13 protein-coding genes and 1 pseudogene are annotated in these 17,729 nt (G+C 74.2%); 10 read left to right on the plus strand and 4 right to left on the minus strand.

The genetic code is table 11. The annotated features are described in order from the left end of the window. Positions 1-92: 92 nt before the first annotated feature. The 9 genes and pseudogenes from cimA to C593_RS33620 all read left to right on the plus strand — a co-directional run. A complete protein-coding gene (gene cimA, locus C593_RS0106800) occupies positions 93-1,736 on the plus strand; it encodes a citramalate synthase (RefSeq protein ID WP_018846547.1) in 1,644 nt (547 codons plus the stop codon). A 259-nt stretch (positions 1,737-1,995) separates the two neighbouring features. After that, positions 1,996-3,042, plus strand: a complete 1,047-nt coding sequence (locus C593_RS0106805; protein WP_018846548.1) for a ketoacyl-ACP synthase III family protein — start codon at positions 1,996-1,998, stop codon at positions 3,040-3,042. Positions 3,043-3,169: 127 nt separating this feature from the next. After that, positions 3,170-4,156 carry an aromatase/cyclase gene (locus tag C593_RS0106810; RefSeq protein ID WP_018846549.1) on the plus strand — a complete coding sequence of 329 codons (987 nt, stop codon included), beginning with the start codon at positions 3,170-3,172 and terminating at the stop codon, positions 4,154-4,156. Continuing rightward, a complete protein-coding gene (locus C593_RS0106815) occupies positions 4,143-4,778 on the plus strand; it encodes a hypothetical protein (protein WP_158686802.1) in 636 nt (211 codons plus the stop codon). The genes C593_RS0106810 and C593_RS0106815 overlap by 14 nt, the downstream gene beginning before the upstream one ends. Positions 4,779-5,150: 372 nt before the next feature. Then, positions 5,151-5,363, plus strand: a complete 213-nt coding sequence (locus C593_RS0106820; protein WP_158686803.1) for an acyl-CoA carboxylase epsilon subunit — start codon at positions 5,151-5,153, stop codon at positions 5,361-5,363. Continuing rightward, on the plus strand, positions 5,360-7,231 hold the full coding sequence (locus tag C593_RS0106825) for a fatty acyl-AMP ligase (protein WP_018846552.1): 1,872 nt from the start codon (positions 5,360-5,362) through the stop codon (positions 7,229-7,231). Before C593_RS0106820 ends, C593_RS0106825 begins: the two co-directional genes overlap by 4 nt. After that, positions 7,228-9,165, plus strand: coding sequence for an acyl-CoA dehydrogenase family protein (locus tag C593_RS29000; protein ID WP_018846553.1), 1,938 nt, complete (start codon positions 7,228-7,230; stop codon positions 9,163-9,165). Before C593_RS0106825 ends, C593_RS29000 begins: the two co-directional genes overlap by 4 nt. Before the next feature lie 120 nt (positions 9,166-9,285). Continuing rightward, positions 9,286-10,518, plus strand: a complete 1,233-nt coding sequence (locus C593_RS0106835; protein WP_026277428.1) for an acyltransferase domain-containing protein — start codon at positions 9,286-9,288, stop codon at positions 10,516-10,518. Positions 10,519-10,884: 366 nt separating this feature from the next. Beyond that, a pseudogene (locus C593_RS33620) lies at positions 10,885-11,175 on the plus strand (4'-phosphopantetheinyl transferase family protein); the annotation flags it as partial. Between the two features lie 222 nt (positions 11,176-11,397). On the opposite strand, the gene C593_RS30910 reads toward C593_RS33620, so the two are convergent. The 4 genes from C593_RS30910 to C593_RS29010 form a co-directional block, all read right to left on the minus strand. After that, positions 11,398-12,012, minus strand: a complete 615-nt coding sequence (locus tag C593_RS30910; RefSeq protein WP_018846555.1) for a response regulator transcription factor — start codon at positions 12,010-12,012, stop codon at positions 11,398-11,400. A 234-nt stretch (positions 12,013-12,246) separates the two neighbouring features. Continuing rightward, a complete protein-coding gene (locus C593_RS0106850) occupies positions 12,247-13,566 on the minus strand; it encodes a histidine kinase (RefSeq protein WP_018846556.1) in 1,320 nt (439 codons plus the stop codon). A gap of 87 nt (positions 13,567-13,653) precedes the next feature. Further along, entirely contained in the window at positions 13,654-15,915 is a 2,262-nt protein-coding gene (locus tag C593_RS0106855) for a TOMM precursor leader peptide-binding protein (protein WP_020610246.1), read from the minus strand. Then, positions 15,912-16,400, minus strand: coding sequence for a hypothetical protein (locus tag C593_RS29010; protein ID WP_018846558.1), 489 nt, complete (start codon positions 16,398-16,400; stop codon positions 15,912-15,914). The genes C593_RS0106855 and C593_RS29010 overlap by 4 nt, the downstream gene beginning before the upstream one ends. 241 nt (positions 16,401-16,641) lie before the next feature. Here C593_RS29010 and C593_RS0106865 point away from each other — a divergent pair, with 241 nt between their 5' ends. Further along, a complete protein-coding gene (locus tag C593_RS0106865) occupies positions 16,642-17,445 on the plus strand; it encodes an AfsR/SARP family transcriptional regulator (RefSeq protein ID WP_020610247.1) in 804 nt (267 codons plus the stop codon). Positions 17,446-17,729 lie beyond the last annotated feature (284 nt).

Consider the following 17,729-nt stretch of genomic DNA (forward strand, 5'->3'; position numbering starts at 1 on the left):
CGTCTCCAGCGGTGCTCCGGGTGGTCGCTGGACCGTTCGAGCCGCGGCGGCGGGGGCCCGCCGGCCACCGCTGACACGGAGGAGGGCGGCAGATGAGCGAGCGCGGTACGCAGGTCCGCGAGCGGGGCTTCCAGCTCTACGACACGACCCTGCGCGACGGCAGCCAACAGGAGGGCATGGTCCTGACGGTCGACGACAAGCTCGCCGTCGCCCGCCACCTGGACGCGGCCGGCGTGGGCTTCATCGAGGGCGGCTGGCCCGGCGCCGTGCCCCGGGACACGGAGTTCTTCCGCCGCGCCCGGTCCGAACTCGACCTCAAGCACGCCGAACTGGCCGCCTTCGGCGCCACCCGCCGCCCCGGCGCGGCCGTCTCCCGGGACCCGCAGGTCCGGGCGCTGCTGGTCGCCGAGACCCCGGTGGTGACCCTCGTCGCCAAGAGCCACACCGGGCACGTCAACAGCGCACTGCGCACCACCCTCGCCGAGAACCTGGCGATGATCGGCAGCACCGTGCGCCACCTGGTGCACGCCGGCCGCCGGGTCTTCCTCGACGCGGAGCACTATTTCGACGGCTACCGCCTCAACCGCGAGTACGCCCTCGAAGTGGTGCTGATCGCGGCCGAGGCCGGGGCCGAGACGGTGGTGCTGTGCGACACCAACGGCGGCTGCCTGCCCGACGAGATCGGCGCGGTCGTGGCCGACACCATCGCGGTGACCGGCGCCTCCGTCGGCATCCACTGCCACGACGACACCGGCTGCGCGGTCGCCAACACCATGGCCGCCGTGGACGCGGGCGCGATCCACGTCCAGGGCACGGCGCACGGCTACGGCGAACGCTGCGGCAACGCCAACCTGTTCACCGTGCTCGGCAACCTCGCCCTGAAGCGGGGGCGGGAGGTCGCCGACCCGGCCCTGCTCGGCTCCCTCGCCGCGACCGCCCGGGCGATCACCGAGCTGACCGGGGTGCCCGCCGACCCGTCCGCGCCCTACGTCGGCGCCTCCGCCTTCACCCACAAGGCCGGACTGCACGCCTCCGCCCTGCGGATCGACCCGGACCTGTACCAGCACATCGACCCGGAGCGGGTCGGCAACACCATGCGCACCCTCGTCTCCGACGTGGGCGGCCGGTCCTCCATCGAGCTGAAGGCGCGCGAGCTGGGCTACACGGTGGACGCCGGGTCCGACGAGAGCGCGCGGGCCGCCGCCCGGGTCAAGGAGATGGAGAGCCGGGGCTACAGCTTCGAGAGCGCCGACGCCTCCTTCGAGCTGCTGCTCCGCGAGGAACTGGCCGGCAGCCCGCCGGAGCCGCCGTTCGAGGTGGACTCCTGGCAGGTGTCCGTCGCCCGCCAGACCAACGGGGAGGTCCGCACGGACGCCTCGGTGCGGCTGCGCGTGGACGGCGTCCCGCTGGCGGCGAACGGGCAGGGCAACGGTCCCGTCAACGCCCTCGACACGGCCCTGCACCGGGCACTGGACCCGTTCTTCCCGCAGCTCGCCCGGCTGGAGCTGGTCGACTACCGGGTCCGGGTGCTCAGCGGCGAGACGGGCAGCGGCGCGGCCGCCCGGGTGCTGGTGCAGTTCCGGGACGGGGAGCGCCGCTGGGGGACCGTCGGCGTGGACGAGAACACCGTGACCGCGAGCTGGCGGGCGCTGCTGGACGCCGTCCACTACGTCCTCCTCGACGACGTGCGGCCGGGACGCGGCGCCGTGCCGCTGGCCACCGCCTGGGCCGGCTGACCCGAAGACCGGCCGGCCCGAGGACCGGCCTACCCGAAGGCCCCCCGACTCGAAGGCCCCCCGACCCGAAGACCGGCCGGCCCGAAGGCCGCCTGACCCGAGACCGGCCGACCTGCCCCCGGCCCGGCGCGCCCGGACCTCTGGTCACGGCCCGCCCCGGCCGGCTCCGGGAAGGCCCGGAACCCGCCCGGCCGGGTCCGGCACGCGCACCGTGGCGCGTGCCCGGACCCCGCCCCGCAACCGACGAAAGGCCCCAGCAGTGCGTGTGGAAGACATCTGGATACGCGGGACCGCGGTACGCCTGCCGTCCTCGCTCCTGGTCGCCGACGCGGTCGCCTCCGGCGCGTGCCCGCCCCGGGTCGCCGCCGCCACCGGGATGGAGTCCGTGGCGTACTCGCCGGACGAGTCGGCCGCCGAGATGGCCGCCGTCGCCGCCCGTGACGCCCTGGCCCGGGCCGGGTCCGGACCCGGGGACGTCGGGCTGATCCTGCACGCCGACACCTACCACCAGGGCCAGGACCTGTGGCCCGTCGCCTCCTACATCCAGCGCGAAACCACCGGGAACAGCTGCCCCGCCCTGGAGATCCGGCAGATGTCCAACGGCGGGCTCGCCGCCATGGACCTCGCCGCCGCCTACCTGACCGCCGGTCACTCCGGCGCGCCGGACGCCCTGCTCACCACGGCCGACCGCTTCTGCGAGCCGGGGATCGACCGCTGGAGCACCGACCCCGGCACCCCGTACGCGGACGGCGCCACCGCCCTGGTCCTCTCCCGGCGCGGCGGGTACGCCCGGCTGCTCTCCCTCGCGCTCTTCGCCGACCCCGAACTGGAGCCCATGCACCGGGGCGACGACCCGTTCACCAGAGCGCCGTTCACCCACCGGACGCCGGTCGACTTCGAGGAGGCCAAGCGGGCCTTCATCGGCCGGACCGGGATGTCGTACGCCATCAGCCGGGCGCACCAAGGCCAGCAGACGGTCGTGAAGCAGGCCCTCGCCGACGCCGGCCTCGAACTGGCCGACGCGCGCTGGGTGCTGCTGCCGCACTTCGGGCGCCGCCGCCTCCAGTCCATCTACTACACGCCGTTCGGGATCGACCCGGAGCGCACCACCTGGGAGTGGAGCCGCACCGTCGGTCACCTGGGCGCGGGCGACCAGTTCGCCGGCCTCGACCACCTCACCGTCACCGGGCGCGCCCGGCCGGGCGACCGGGTGGTGCTGGTGAGCGTCGGCGCGGGCTACAGCTGGGGCTGCGCCGTCGTCGAGATCACCGGCGTCCCGGAGCACTCCGCGGACACCGGGCACTGAACCGGTCGCCGGGCCGGACCGGACCGGGCGACCCGCCCGTTCCAGTCAGGCTCAAGCGGCCCTCCAGTACACCTCTGCCACTGTTGAATCCGCCGTTCACACGGCCGCACCGAAGGGAAGGTACGCCGTGGCGACCGCACTGTCCGACACATCGGCGACCAAGGTCACGGAACACTCCATCAGCGTCGCGGCGCCGCCGCCCGCCGTCTACCGGCTGATCGCGGACGTCTCCGCGTGGCCGCAGGTCTTCGGACCGACCGTGCACGTCGAGGTCCTGGAGGAGGCCGATCCGGAGCGTGGTGGCGAGCAGTTGCTGCGGATCTGGGCGACGGCCGAGGACCGGGTGAGGTCGTGGACCTCGCGCCGGGTCCTGGACCCGGCCGCGCGCACCGTCGTCTTCCGCCAGGTCGTCTCCGCCGCGCCGGTCGCCTCCATGGGCGGCGAGTGGCGCGTCGAGGAACTGGACGACGGCACCAGCCGGGTCGTCCTGCTGCACGACTACCGGGCGGTCGGTGACGACCCGGAGGCCGAGGCGCTGATCGCCCGCGCCGTGGACCGCAACAGCATCGCCGAACTGGCCGCGCTGAAGAACGCGGCCGAACTCGGCGCGAGCGCCGACGACCTGCACATGACCTTCTCCGACTCGGAGACCGTGCACGGCGACGCGGCCGACGTCTACGCCTTCCTGGAGCGCGCCGACCTGTGGCCGGAGCGCCTGCCGCACGTCGCCCGGCTGGACCTCGCCGAGGAGGAGGGCGGCGTCCAGCGCATGGACATGGACACCCGCAGCCCGGACGGCTCCCTGCACAACACCACCTCGATCCGCGTCTGCTTCGCGGACCGCCGGGAAATCGTCTACAAGCAGCTCCGGGTGCCGGTCGCGATGAGCGGCCACACCGGGCGCTGGGAGATCGAGACCCTCGGCGACGGCACCGTGAAGGCCACCTCCTGGCACACGGTCACCCTCGACCCGGAGGGCATCCGGACCGCCCTCGGCCCCGACGCCACCGTCGGGGAGGCGCGCGACCTGGTGCGCAAGGCGCTGGGCGGCAACAGTTCCACCACCCTGCGCCATGCCAGGCGATACGCGGAGGAAGCCCGTGCACGAACGTGATCCCAACAGGCCGGTGACCGTCATCAACCGGTTCGAGGTCAAGGACGACGTGGAGGAGTTCGAGCGCGAGTTCCGCGAGCACTCCCAGTTCCTGCGCAGGCGCGCGGACTTCGACTTCCTGGTGACGGTCGGCCTGGTGGACGACCCCCGGGTGTACGTGCACCTGGGGCACTGGCGGAGCCTGCGCGGCTTCCTGGACACCGTGCACGACGACACGTTCACGGAGCAGGTCCGCCGGCTCGGCCCGAAGGTCCACACGGAGGCGGACCAGGCGGTCAGCGTCCGCCGGACGGTGCACGAGGCGGCCGAGATCGGTTCGGCCGGCGTCGTCCTGATCGGTGCGCGGGTGCACGGGGAGTGCGCCGAACTGGAGAAGCGCTTCGCCGTCCTCGGCGACCGCTGCCTGGACGCGGGCGGCTTCGGCGGCAGCGACCTGCTGCGCTCGACCGTCCGCCCGCTCTCCTACACCGGCCTGCTGTGGTGGCGCGACGCCACCCACTGCGAACGCGCCCGCGCGAGCGGACCGTTCCGCGAGGCCCTGGACGCACTGCGCGAGGTCGCGGACGTCACCGTGGAGCACAGCCGCCACGTCGCCTACGAAGGCGCGGGCACCTGCGGCTGACCGGTGCGGTCCGCCCCGGCCCTGGCGGGCCCGGGGCCTGCCGGGGCCGTCGGGCCGGGCGGCGTATCCGCCGCCCGGCCCGGGCGGGCAGCCGGGACCGGTCTTGCGCCGCCGGGGCGCGCGGGATCGGCGACCGAGCCGCGCGCGCCACCCGGCCGGGCCCGGGCACCGGCCTTGCCAGAGGCGGCAGTTGCGTCGTGCAGCCGCCGCACGGACGCGGGTCCGGGCCGTCAGGGAGGGCGGCGTATCCGCCACCTCGGTCCGGGCCGGTGGGACCGGTTCCGGGCCGGTGGAGCCGGGGACGACACGTCCTCGGCTCCGTCGCGTTCGGGGCGCGAGCCCAGCTCAAGCGGGTGGGCGCACGATGGCAGCATGGCAGAAGAGACAGGAATGACCGTGCTCCACGGGAAGCCGGACGCGGCGGAACTCGCTGCCGTGACGGCCGTGCTGCTGGCGCGGCTGCGGATGCAGGCGTGCGCCGAGGACGCGGCCGCGCCTGCTTCCGGGGTCGCGCCGCGTGCCGAGTGGTCCGTCCGGGGCGAGGGCCGGACCTGGGCCGCTCCCGCCCCGAGGGGGCGGCGATGAGCGCCCCCCGGTCGGCCGCCGGGTCGGCTCCCCGGACGGCCGCCGGGTCGGTTCCCGGGGCGGGCCCGGGGACGTTCACCGACGTCTTCCGAGCCACCGCCGCCGCCCGGCCCGAGCGGACCGCCCTGGTCCTGCTGACCGAGCGGGACGGCCGGCTGGTCCCCGAGGAGATCGCCTACGGCGCCCTCGACCGGCACGCCCGCGCCCTCGCGGCCCGGCTGCGCCGGCACACCGTGCCCGGCGACCGGGTGCTGATCCTCCAGACCTCCCGGCGGCTCTTCGCCGCCAGCTTCCTCGCGTGCCTGTACGCCGGAGCCGTCGCCGTGCCCGTCGCCCCGCCCGGCGGCCGGGGCCATCACGACGAGCGGGTGGCGGGGATCGTCAAGGACGCCGCCGCGAGCTGCGTCCTCACCGAGGCGCGCGACGCGGCCGAGGTGTCCCAGCTCCTCGCCCGCACCGGCTTCGGCGACGTCGTCTGCGCCCCGGCCGACCTCCCGTACGAGGCGCCGGTCGGCGAAGACGCCCTCACCGGCACCGACGACACCGGCACCGACGACACCGGCACCGACGACGCCGAGCCGCACCGCGCCGCCCCCGAGGACGTCGCCTACCTCCAGTACACCTCCGGCTCCACCCGCGAGCCGCGCGGAGTGATGATCACCCACCGGAACCTGCTCGCCAACCAGGAGGCCATCCGCCGGGCACTGGGCACCGGACCGGAGTCCCGGATCGGCGGCTGGCTGCCGTTCCACCACGACATGGGCCTGGTCGGGCAGTTGCTGCACCCCCTGTGGCTCGGTACCACCGCCGTGCTGCTCTCCCCGGCGACCTTCGTGAAGAAGCCGGCGCACTGGCTGGAGACCGTCTCCCGCTACCGGCTCACCGTCAGCGGCGGCCCGGACTTCGCCTACGACCTGTGCGTCCGCCGGATCAACGACCACCAGATCGCCGGGCTCGACCTGTCCGGCTGGCGGGCCGCCGTCAACGGCGGCGAACCGGTGCGCGCCGAGACCCTGCGCGCCTTCGCCGAGCGCTTCGCCCCCGCCGGGCTGCGCCCCGAGGCGCTCACCCCCTGCTACGGGCTCGCCGAGGCCACCCTCCTGGTCTCCGGCGCTGTGGCCGACGCCCCCGTCCCGCCGCGTACCGCCGACGCCGCCGCCCTGGAGGAGCACCGCCTCACCGACGCGGACGGCACGGCCCCGCAGCGCACCGTCGTGCCCTGCGGCCCGGCCGCCCCCGCCGCCGAGATCCGGATCGTGGACCCGGAGTCCGGCGCCGAACTGCCCGAGGGCCGGATAGGGGAGATCTGGGTGCGCGGCGAGAGCGTCGCCCCCGGCTACTGGCGTCGGCCCGCCGAGACGGCCGAGACCTTCGACGCCCGCACGGGCGGCCTGGGCGGGCATCTGCGCACCGGCGACCTGGGCGCCGTCGAGGGCGGACTGCTCCATGTCACCGGCCGGATCAAGGACATGATGGTGGTGGCCGGCCGCAACCTCTACCCGCAGGACCTGGAGCGCACGGTCCAGCAGCTCGACCCGCTGTTCGGCGCGGCGACCGTGTTCTCCGTCCCGGACGCGGACGAGGGCCGCGAACGGGTCGTGATCGTGCAGGAGCTGCGCGACCGCGGCCACTACGACATCGACCTGGACGCCCTCGCGGGCGAGGTCGAGACCCGGATAGGCGAGGAGTACGAGATCCGCACCGGAGGCATCCTGCTGGTCCGCTCGGGCACCGTCCGCCGGACCGCGAGCGGCAAGGTCGAACGCGCCGCGATGCGCCTGCTGTTCCTGCGCGGCGAGATCACCCCCCTGCACGCCCGTCTCGACCCGGGCGTGGAGCGGCTGCTCACGGCGGGAGCCCCGGCATGAGCACGGTCAGCGACCCGGCCCGCGGCGAGCGGCGCGGCACGGCACCCGCAGCACCCGGCCCACGCGACGCACGTGACCCCCGCGACGTACGTGACCCCCGCGACGCACACGGCGCACGCGATCCACGCGGCGGAGACGGCGTACCCGGTGCACGTGACGCACGCAACGCACGCGGCGGAGACGGCGCACCCGGCGCACGCGACGATGTCCTCCGCGACGAGGCCGCCCAGGACCGGATCGAAGATCTGGAGCGTTCCTTCGGCCCCCTGGACGACGACGCCAACCCGCTCGGCGGCGCGGCCCTGCTCGCCGCCGACGCGGCGGGCGAGGTCCTCGCCGAGGCCGAACAGGTCCTGGACGCGTACGGGCTGAACGCCGAGTTCGTCCCCGCCTCCCTCGGCGGCCGGCTGCGCCGGATGGACGTCCTCGGCCGGCTGCTGCGGCCGGTCTTCCGCCGGGACGCCTCCCTCGGCTTCGCCTACGGCCTGAACTGCTTCTTCGCCGCCACCCCGGTGTGGACCGCGGGCAACGACGAGCAGCGCGCCAAGGCCGCCCGGCTGCTGCTCGACGGCCACCGCATCGCCGTCGCCCGGCACGGCGTCGCGCACGGGAACGACTTCGTCCGCGACGAGTTCACCGCCACCGTCCGCCCCGACGGCTCCCTCGTGGTCAACGGCAGCAAGACCGGCATCGCCAACGCCTCCCGCGCCCGCGGCCTGGTGGTCTTCGCCCGGACCGGCGCGGAGGGCGGCGGGCGGAGCCACACCGTCCTCCTGCTCGACCGGGCGGAACTGCCCCCGGGCAGCGTCGAGGACCTGGGCCGCCGGGCCACCACCGGGATGCGCAGCGCCGAGTTCGGGGGGCTGCGGATGACCGACTGCCCGGTCCCGGCCGGCGCGGTCCTCGGGCGGATCGGCGACGGCTACGAACTCTCGCTGCGCTCCTCGCTGGTGATCCGCGGGGTGATCCCGTCCATCGTGCTGGCCGGTGCGGACACCGCGCTGCGCACGGTCGCCGCCTTCGCCGACCGGCGCCGTGCGGACGGCCGCTCGTCCCTGGACGTCCAGCACGTCCGGGACGTGCTCACCGGCGCCTTCCTGGACCTGCTGCTCATCGACTGCCTGGCCCTGGTGGGCACGCGGGCGCTGCATCTGCTGCCCAAGCAGCTCAGCGCCTACGCGGCCGCCGCCGCGTACCTCGCGCCGAAGCTGGTCGCCGAGACCATGGACGAGATGTCCGCGGTGCTGGGGGAGCTGACCTTCGCCAAGGAGGGCGCCTACGGGATGTTCCAGAAGCAGCTCCGGGACCTGCCGGTGACGTCCCTCGGGCACGCGGGCAGTGCCGGCCGCCAGGTGAGCATCCTGCCGCAGCTGCCGTTCTTCGCCCGGCACACCTGGTTCATGGACCCCGAGGCACCGCCGGGCCTGTTCCGGCCGTACGAGGACCTGCCGCCGCTGGACCTGTCCGCGCCCGCGCTGCTCGGCGACGGGGACCGGCTGGCCGCGACCCTGGTGGCCAGCAGCGACCTGTTCGAGGAGTCGCCCCCGGACGGCGACGGCGGGGTGCTGCGCTTCCTCACGCGGACCTTCACCGCCGAACTGGACGGTCTGCGGCAGGCGTTCGCGGACGTGCCGCAGAACGACCGCAAGGCGCTGTCGAGTCCGCACAGCCTCGGCCTCGCGGACCGGTACACGCTGGTGCTCGCCGCCGCGGCCTGTCTGGGGGTGTGGCGGGAGCAGCGGTCCGCCCCGGACGGCGACCCGTTCCTGGCGGACCCGGCGTGGCCCTCGGCCGCCCTGTACCGGCTCTGCCGGCGGCTCGGTCTGCCGCTCCCGGACCGGCCGCTGGCGGCGGAGCGGCGGGTGCTCGACGAGGCCCTGGCCCGGCTGCGCGGCCGGCGCAGCTACGACCTGTACGGGTCCCCGCTGGCCTGAGCCCGTCCCGGGCAGGTCGCGTCCCGTCACGTCCGGCCCCGACCCGGACCGTGCCGCGCGGCCGCCCCGCGCCGAAGCGCGGTGCAGAAACCATTCATCAATGCCCTGAAGGAGCATCCCATGCCCGTCTCGGAGCCTGACCACCACCGAGCGGCCTATCGCGAGTGGCTGCTGGAGCGGTTCGCCCACTACCTGGGCCGGCCCGTCGAGGAGACTGTCCCGCTGAGCGAGTACGGGATGGACTCGGTCCTCGCCCTCAGCCTCTACGGTGACATCGAGGCGGAGTTCGGCCCACTGATCGACCCCGGTGACATCTGGGCCCGCCCCACCGTGCGCGAACTCGCCCAGTACATGGCCTCCCGCGACACCCGGCCCGGCGGTGGGCACCGCATCCGGTCCGTGTTCGTCTTCACCGGCCAGGGCTGCCAGCACCCGGGGATGACTTCCGGCCTCTATCTGAACTCCACCGGCTACCGCCGCCACCTCGACGCCGCCGCCGAGGCCCTGCTGCCCTACACGGGCCTGTCCGTGGTCGACCTGATCCTCGACAGGGACCCGCGCATCCAGCTCGCCTCCTGCGCCCAGCCGGCCCTGTTCGCCGTCGAGTACGCCCTCGCCCGCACCCTCCAGGACGCCGGGGTGGTCCCCGCCGCCGTCCTGGGCCACGGCATCGGAGAGTTCGCCGCGGCCACCGTCGCCGGTGCGATCGGCCTCGCCGACGCCGCCCAACTGGTCGCGCTGCGCGGCGCGTTCATGCAGCAGCTGCCGCCCGGCGGCGGAATGACCGCCGCCTGCATCACCCCCTACGAGGCCGCCGAACTCGTCGCGAACGAACCCCGCGCGGGCATCGGGGCCATGAACGCGGTCAAGTCCACGGTCCTGTCCGGCGAGATCGCCGCCCTGGAGCGCATCGAGGCCCGCCTCGCCTCCCGGGGCGTCCTCTGCCGCCGGCTCGCCGTCTCGCACGCCTTCCACTCGCCGCTGATGGAGCCGATGGTCGCCAAGTTCACCGCGGCCGCCCGGCGACTGCCCGGTGGGATCGCCCGGCTGCCGTTCTACTCGACCGTGTACGGCCGGATGGCCACCGAGCCCCTGTACGCCCCGTACTGGGCCGAACAGCTCACCGCTCCGGTCCGGTTCGCCGACGCGGCCCGCAGCATGCTGGCCCAGCAGGCGCCCACCCATGTCGTCGAGATCGGCCCCCGGGTCGTCCTCAGCCCCTATCTGCGGCGCATGGGCGGTCCCGCCTGCATCCCCGTCTGCCAGGGCCCGGAAAGCGACGCGGTCGACCTGGCCGGGGTGATCTCCGCCCTGGACGCCGGTCCCCTCGCGGCCGAACTGGCGGGTGCCTGAGTGGCCGCGAGCATCCCGCACCCGCTGACCGTCCACGGGGCGGACGGTCCCTGGGAGCCACTGCGGGAGGTGCTGGCGGACACCGGCAGCGTCGTGGTGCACGGCGACGCGGCCGACTGGCGGCCCGGACCCGAGGCCATGGACGGCGCCCGCCGGATCCTCGGCCGCGACTGGCGGCGCTACGAGAGCCTGGTGCAGCCGCGTATGCGGGAGCGGTTCGTCGCCTCCCGGCTGCTGCTGCGCTGTGCCGCCGCGGCCGCCCTCCGGACCGCCCCCCAACTGGTCGATCTGGCCTACCAGCCGGGCGGGCGGCCGTATGTGCGTGGCTGCGACCAGATCGACGTCAGCCTCAGCCACACCGAGGACATGCTCGTCGTCGGGATCACCCGGCGCGGCCGGATCGGAGTCGACGTGGAGCGGGCCGACCGCCGGCTCGCGGGCACCGGCTCGGAGCTCCAGGCGTGCACCCCGTACGAGACGGCGCAGCTCGACGCGGGCGGGGCGGCGGCGCGCAACGACACCATGGTCCGGCTGTGGACGCTCAAGGAGGCGTACAGCAAGGCCCTCGGGCAGGGGCTGCGCTTCCGCTTCACCGAGTTCGGCTTCGACCTGCGCACCCCGGACGCCCGGCTGGTCCGCCCGGACGGCTCCCCGGCGGGCGGCCCGGAGTGGGCGTTCGCCACCTTCCCGGCGGGGCAGGGGTACGTGGTGAGCGTCGCCGTCCACGACGAGGGCTTCGGTGAGGCGGCCGATCTGTCGGTGGGCACGGCGCTGGACGAGGGGCTGCTCGACGCGCTCTTCGGCTGCCTGCCCGGGCACGACCCCGGACCGCCCGGGGAGCCGGTCGGCGTCCCGTCCGGGGAGCCGGCCCGTACGCCTTCAGGGGATCCAGCCCGCCTCCTCGGCGATCCGTACCGCGTCGATGCGGTTGCGGGCGCAGAGTTTGCTGACGATCGCCGTGAGGTAGTTGCGGACCGTGCCCTTGGACAGGTACAGGCAGCCGGCGATCTCGGCGGTGTCCGCGCCCTGGGCGGCGAGCCGTAGTACTTCCAGTTCCCGGGGCGAGAGCGGGTTGTCCACCGAGTCCCAGGCGGTGAGGGCGAGTTGCGGGTCCACCACCCTGCGGCCCGCCGCCACCGCCCGCACGGCCTGGGCGAGCTGGTCCGGCGGGGAGTCCTTCAGCAGGAACCCCGCGACGTGCGCGCTCAGCGCCCGGCGCAGGGTGCCGGGTCTGCCGAGGTTGGTCAGGATCAGCGTGCGGCAGCCCGGCAGTTGCTCATGGAGTTCGGCCGCCGCGGTCAGTCCGTCGGTCCCCGGCAGGTCGATGTCGATGATCGCGACGTCCGGGCGGGTCTCCAGGGCGGCCTTCACTATGGTGTCGCCCCGGTCGACGGAGGCGACGACCTCCAGGTCCGGTTCGAGTTCGAGCAGGGCGACCAGTGCTCCGCGGATCATGTGCATGTCCTCGGCGAGCAGGATCTTCAAGGACAGCATCGGTTCCCCCGTCGGTCGATGTCGTCGTGGTGGTCGTGGTGGTGTGGTGATGGCGGACGTCGTGAACGTCGTGAACGTCGTGAACGTCGTGGACATCGTGGTGATCGTGGTGATGGCGGACGTCGCGGCGGTCGTGGACCTGAGGACGGCGGTGGCCGCCGTCACGGTTGCGGTCGCGGCCGTCCGGGGCGTCCGCGTCGTCGGGATCGGGGTCGTCGCGGCGGCGACCAGGGGTCATGCGGGTACGGCGGCACTGCCCGTGTACCGCACACCGCCTCCCTCCGCAGGCCCGCCGGGAGCCTGGGGCACGGCCGGTGCCAGGGCCTCCAGATGGAAGCGCCCGTCTTCCCGCAGCCCCGCGGTGAGCTGCCCGCCGATCGCCGAGAAACGGTCGCGCAGATTGCCCAGACCGCTGCCGGACGGCCCGCCGGACCCCTTGCCCGAGGTGTGCGCCCCGTCGTTGACCAGGGTCAGCCGCACCGTTCCGTCCTTGCGCACGGCCTTGATGGTGCAGCTCTGCACCTTGCTGTGCCGCAGGATGTTGGTGACCCCCTCGCGCAGCGCCGTCGCGAGGACCGTGTCCGCCACCGGGTGCAGCCGCCCGCAGTCGATGTCGACCACGGCCCGTATGTCGGCGGCCTCCAGGATCGAGGCGGCGGAGGCGGCCTCGTCCCGCAGGGACATGTCCCGGTAGCCGCTGGAGACCAGGCGGACGTCCGCCAGCGCCTGGCGCGCGACCTTCAGCAGTTCGGTGGTCTCCTCGCGGGCCTGCTCGGGGCGGACGGCGATCAGCCGGTGGATCAGCTCGCCCTTGAGGGTGACCGCGGAGAGGCTGTAGCCGAGCAGGTCGTGCAGGTCCCGGGCGAAGCGCAGCCGCTCCTGGTTGACGGCCATCCGGGCCAGCTCCTCACGGGTGGCGTGCACCTCGTGGACCAGGTCGGTGAGCCGGCTGAGCCCGTAGATGACCAGACCGGCGAGCATCCCCGCGATCAGGAAGTAGCCGACCTCCACCAGCGGCACTCCGATGCTCGCCGCGTACACCGGGATGCTGCTGACGACCACCGCGTACAGCGGCCAGGCGAACCGGGCGGGCAGGCTCAGCAGCACGGTCGCGGCGAGCGGGCCCTCCATGCTGCCCCAGGAGAGACCGAACCAGGTGATCGGCAGATAGGTCAGCACGGTCTGGAAGCCGAGCACGGACAGCTTCTTCCGCAGGCTCCAGGTGCGCGCCCGGGGCGCGGAGACCACGAACTGCACGCCGAACACCAGCAGGACGAGGGCCAGGCACACCGTCAGCCGCACCGTGTTCGAGTCCCCGGCGCGCAGCACGTTGAGGATCGTGACGCTCGCGTAGCAGCACAGGGCGACGACGGTGATGGCGCGGGCGATACGGGGCGCGGGCAGCTCCGGGGACGGTCGCCGCCGGCCGTCCATCCCGATGAGCGGATGGCCGGAACCCGGCGTCGAACCGTCCTGACCGGCGCCCTCGTCACGACCCGCGCCCGGCGGTCTCTGCGAGACTCCGGCGGGGACGTGACGGAAACGGTTCGGCATCGCAGCCTCCTCGGCAGGGACTGTGGCTGAACCGCATGCTAAGACCAGCAAATGGTAAAGGCTACTCAAGCGATCAATCGGCTTGCGTCAGACGAAGAGCGGAACCGGGTTGATCGCGTCGTACTCCGTCGCCCGGTCCTGCCAGCCCAACTCCACCGGAACGTCGAAGAGTCGGCCCGGGGCGTAGCGCGCCCAGAAGTGCCGCATCCCCGGGACGATCACCTTTACCACGGGTAGTCCCACGTCGGGACGGGTCTGCCGGAGCACCAGCAACTCCATGCCGCGTGCACGCACCAGGGCTTCCGCGGCCTCGACATCGGCCCGCAGATCCTCGCGGGGTACGTATCTGTACATGCTCGGGGCATATGCAATTTGGCTGGAATCCGGTGTCAGATAGGCCAGTTCCTCCGTGGTCGCGGAGGACCACCAGGCGTTCAGATCCGGACAGCCGAGCGCGGCCTGCGCCGTCGAACGGTCGAAGTACCCCTCCGGGGGCAGAAGCTGGCACATCTCGGTGAGCGCCCGGCGCAGGGCGAGCCGCGGGTCGAAGTGCGCCCCGAAGCCGAACGAGATGCCCTGCGCGGCCCCTTCGGCCCTGCGGGAGACCGCAGCCATGACCGGGACGCCGAAGTCCGAGGTGAGGTCCAGGACCCAGACCCGCCGTCCGGCCTTCTCGTACGCGGCGCGGGTGCGGGCCAGCCAGGGCTCGTCGAAGGCGTCCAGGTCCACGGCGGGCCGGCGCAGCCGGTTGTACCACCACAGGGCCACCGCGTCCCGCTCCACGACCTCCAGGAAGCCCTGGACGACAGCGTCCTCGGTGCTGCTGCCCGCCGCGTTTCCGTTGGAGTCCGCCCAGGGCGCCCGCTCCACCCCGTCCGGGCCGGGCCCGAAGTACAGCATGGAGGTGGGCAGCAGGCGGTGTTCGCCCGCCGTCAGCGACCAGACCGGGGTCCACTCGGTGGGCGCGTCCGCGTCGAAGCGCGGGGGTACCCACTGCATCGGCTGGTGGACGGCGTTCCACGAGTGACGCTCCTCGAACTGCCGGTCGGCGAAGAGCTGGCAGTCGTTGGGGTGCAGGGCCGCCGCGCCGAGCCCGTTGAGGGACTCCCGCACGACCGGCTCGTCCCCCTGACGCGTTCCGCAGTAACGTTCCACCGCCTCGCAGAGAGCCCCGGCCTCCGCCTCCTCCGCGGTGACCCCCTTGCCACCGCTGTGGTTGCGCAGCCCGTTCAGCGAACTGCTCCGCAGCGCCAGATTGCGGCCCGAGACATAGCGGTTGAGCCCGTCCGGGGTCCCCTCCGCCCGGCGCACCTCCGCCACGATGCCGGTCACCGGGTCGATCAGATGCCGGTAGCGGGCCAGCACCGCGCCCGGGGTCATCGCCCGGTGGTTGCTCCCCGCTCCCTCGGCCTTCGGCCGGGACACGGGTGTGTACGGCGCCCGCACCAGCGAGCCGACCAGCCCCGGGTCCCCGCAGGCGGGGCACTGCGGCCGGCGGGCCACCGGATGGTGCCGCGTGGAGAGCGTCCGGGTGTCCAGCGCGCACACCGCGTCCTGGCCCGGATACCGCATCCCGGCCAGCCACTTGAGGGCCTCCAGGACCGTCGTGTGCAGCCCCAGCATCCGCCCGGCCGCCAGGGAGGCCTCCGGCAGCGGCACCGGCCCCGCCAGCCCCAGGGCGCGGCGCACCGGGGACTGCGAGGAGCGGTGCCCGCGCAGCCGGTGCGCCAGACACGACCAGCAGGCGCCGTCCGGCCCGAACACCGGCCCCACCCACACGGCCGAACCCCCCGGCCGGGCCAGCAGCCAGGGCCGCCGGGCCGCCCGGTGCGCCGCGTCCACCCCGGCCAGCGCCGGGTCGAGGTAGTCGTCGCAGAGCACCAGCGAGAAGGCGGCGGGCGCGTCCGGCCCGGCCAGGGTGAGACCGGCGGCCCGGCACTCCGCCCGGGCCGCCTCGCCGTCCGTCCGGCCGAGCGGGACCACGTCCACCGGCGCGGCCCGCAGCGCGGACTGCACCCCGGGGCCGCCCACACCGGCCAGCTCCCAGTACGCCTCGGCCGCCGCGTCCGCCTCCGGGTCGCAGTACCCGATCAGATCGGCCCGCGCCAGCTCGGCGATCACCCGGCCCGCCTCCGCGGCGGGCAGTGCCGGCGGGGCCTCCGCCAGCAGGGCGTCCAGGGTGCGGGTGCCGTCCAGCAGCGGGGCCAGGGCCTGCACATGCTCGCCCTGGAGCACGGTCGTGCCGTGCTCGGAGAGGAGGTAGACGGCCTCACCGGCCACCGTCTCCACCCTCAGATGCCGCTTGAACCCCACGGGAAGACCGGTCGGAGCCGGCTCCGCGAGCGTCACCGCACGTCGGCCGTTGCGGCCGAAGCGGCGTGGGCGTGGGTGAAGTTGGAGTAGCAGCCGCGGGTCACGGAGGCGTCGACGGTGTCCAGGTCCTCACGGACGACCGCCGGGGCGTGGGTGAAGTTGGAGTAGCAGCCGCGGGTCACCGAGGCGTCGACGGTGTCCAGGTCCTCGCGGACGACCGCCGGGGCGTGGGTGAAGTTGGAGTAGCAGCCGCGGGTCACGGAGGCGTCCACGGAGTCCAGGTCCTCCCGGACCATCCCGTACGCGCCGCCCTTCCCCCCGGCGGGCGCCTGCTCCCCGAACAGGTACACCGGCTCGGCGGCGGTCAGGCCGAACTCGGCCAGCACGGACACGGGATCGTTCAGATAGCGCTGGGCCAGGTCGGGCTCCAGCCCCGCACGGGCGGTCAGCAGGGCGAAGCGGTGGTCCTGCGCGGAGACGTCGGGGGTCGTGCCGGTTCTCATCACGGTCGAGACGATCATGGTGTTCCCCTCCTGAGGCGGTCGCACGAGGCGGCGTCCGTCGTCCTGTGGTGAGGATTCTGCGTGGCCCGTGTGATGACGCACAGTGCCGCTGTCATCAACGCACCATGACATTTTCACGTCCGCCTTCATGACCCGTTCACTGGGGCGCGAAGCCTCCCGGTGCCAGGCTCGGACCACGCGCAGGCCGGCCGCCCGGCGGGCCTGAGACGGGGAACGTGGGAAAGGGAGAGCGAACACCATGGACATCCAAGTGCTAGGCCCGCTCACCGCCCGGAAGCACGGCGTGTCCGTCGTGCCCACGGCGGCGAAGCCGCGCCAGATCCTCGCTCTGCTCGCCCTGCAGGCCGACCGGGTCGTGACGGTGCCCGCCCTGATGGAGGAGATCTGGGGCGAGGACATCCCGCGCAGCGCGGCGACCACCCTCCAGACGTACATCCTCCAGCTCCGGCGCAAGATCGCGGCGGCCCTCGACGGGGATCCGCTCCAGCAGGCCAAGGACGTGCTGGTCACCCAGCACGGCGGCTACCTCCTCCAGGTCCGGCCCGGCCAGGTCGACGTGCAGGAGTTCGACCGCCTCGCCGCCGCCGGACGCGCCGCCCACGAGGCGGGCGACCACCGCGCGGCCTCCGAACTCCTCGGCCGGGCCCTGCACATGTGGCGCGGGCCCGCCCTGGTGGACGTACGCGTCGGCGGGGTGCTGGAGCTGGAGGTGCTGCGGCTGGAGGAGGACCGGATGGCCGCGCTGGAGCGGCGTATCGGCGCCGACCTGCAACTCGGCCGGCACGCGGAGATCGTGCCCGAACTGCGGGTCCTGGTCGCCAAGCACCCGATGCACGAGAACTTCTGCGCCCAGCTGATGACCGCCCTGCACCGCTCGGGCAGCGCCTGGCGCGCTCTGGAGGCGTACCAGCGACTGCGCACCACTCTCATCGAGGAACTCGGCCTGGAGCCCTCGCCCCGCCTCCAGCGCCTCCACCAGGCCGTCCTCAACGCGGACCCGGAACTGGACCTGGCCGCGGAACGCGGCGTCCGCGCGGGCTGAGGCTGGTTCCTTCTTCAGGGGCTCGGTTCGCCTCCGGGGCGCTTTCAGCGGGTCCCGACGGTCGATCGTGCTCGGCCACTCGTTCCTCGCGGCCTGCGCGCGTTCTCCCGTTCGGCACCCGCGCGCCCCTTCGGCTCACTCGCCGGCCCGGAACGGGGCGGGCGGAGTCCCAGGCGGGGTGCGGCCGGCCCCCGGCACCCCCGGGACGGGGCGGGCGGGCTCCCGGGCGCGAGCGCCGGACCACCGGGCGCCGGACCACCGGGCGCCGGGGCGGGCGGTGCCGG

It is taken from the genome of Streptomyces sp. CNT372 (assembly GCF_000377145.1).

Excerpts from the sequence above, each read along its gene's own strand:
- cimA (WP_018846547.1), top strand. The coding sequence starts at position 93 with ATGAGCGAGCGCGGTACGCAGGTCCGCGAGCGGGGCTTCCAGCTCTAC.
- C593_RS0106820 (WP_158686803.1), top strand. The coding sequence starts at position 5,151 with ATGGCAGAAGAGACAGGAATGACCGTGCTCCACGGGAAGCCGGACGCG.
- C593_RS0106825 (WP_018846552.1), top strand. The coding sequence starts at position 5,360 with ATGAGCGCCCCCCGGTCGGCCGCCGGGTCGGCTCCCCGGACGGCCGCC.
- C593_RS29000 (WP_018846553.1), top strand. The coding sequence starts at position 7,228 with ATGAGCACGGTCAGCGACCCGGCCCGCGGCGAGCGGCGCGGCACGGCA.
- C593_RS0106835 (WP_026277428.1), top strand. The coding sequence starts at position 9,286 with ATGCCCGTCTCGGAGCCTGACCACCACCGAGCGGCCTATCGCGAGTGG.
- C593_RS30910 (WP_018846555.1), bottom strand. The coding sequence starts at position 12,012 with ATGCTGTCCTTGAAGATCCTGCTCGCCGAGGACATGCACATGATCCGC.
- C593_RS0106850 (WP_018846556.1), bottom strand. The coding sequence starts at position 13,566 with ATGCCGAACCGTTTCCGTCACGTCCCCGCCGGAGTCTCGCAGAGACCG.
- C593_RS29010 (WP_018846558.1), bottom strand. The coding sequence starts at position 16,400 with ATGATCGTCTCGACCGTGATGAGAACCGGCACGACCCCCGACGTCTCC.
- C593_RS0106865 (WP_020610247.1), top strand. The coding sequence starts at position 16,642 with ATGGACATCCAAGTGCTAGGCCCGCTCACCGCCCGGAAGCACGGCGTG.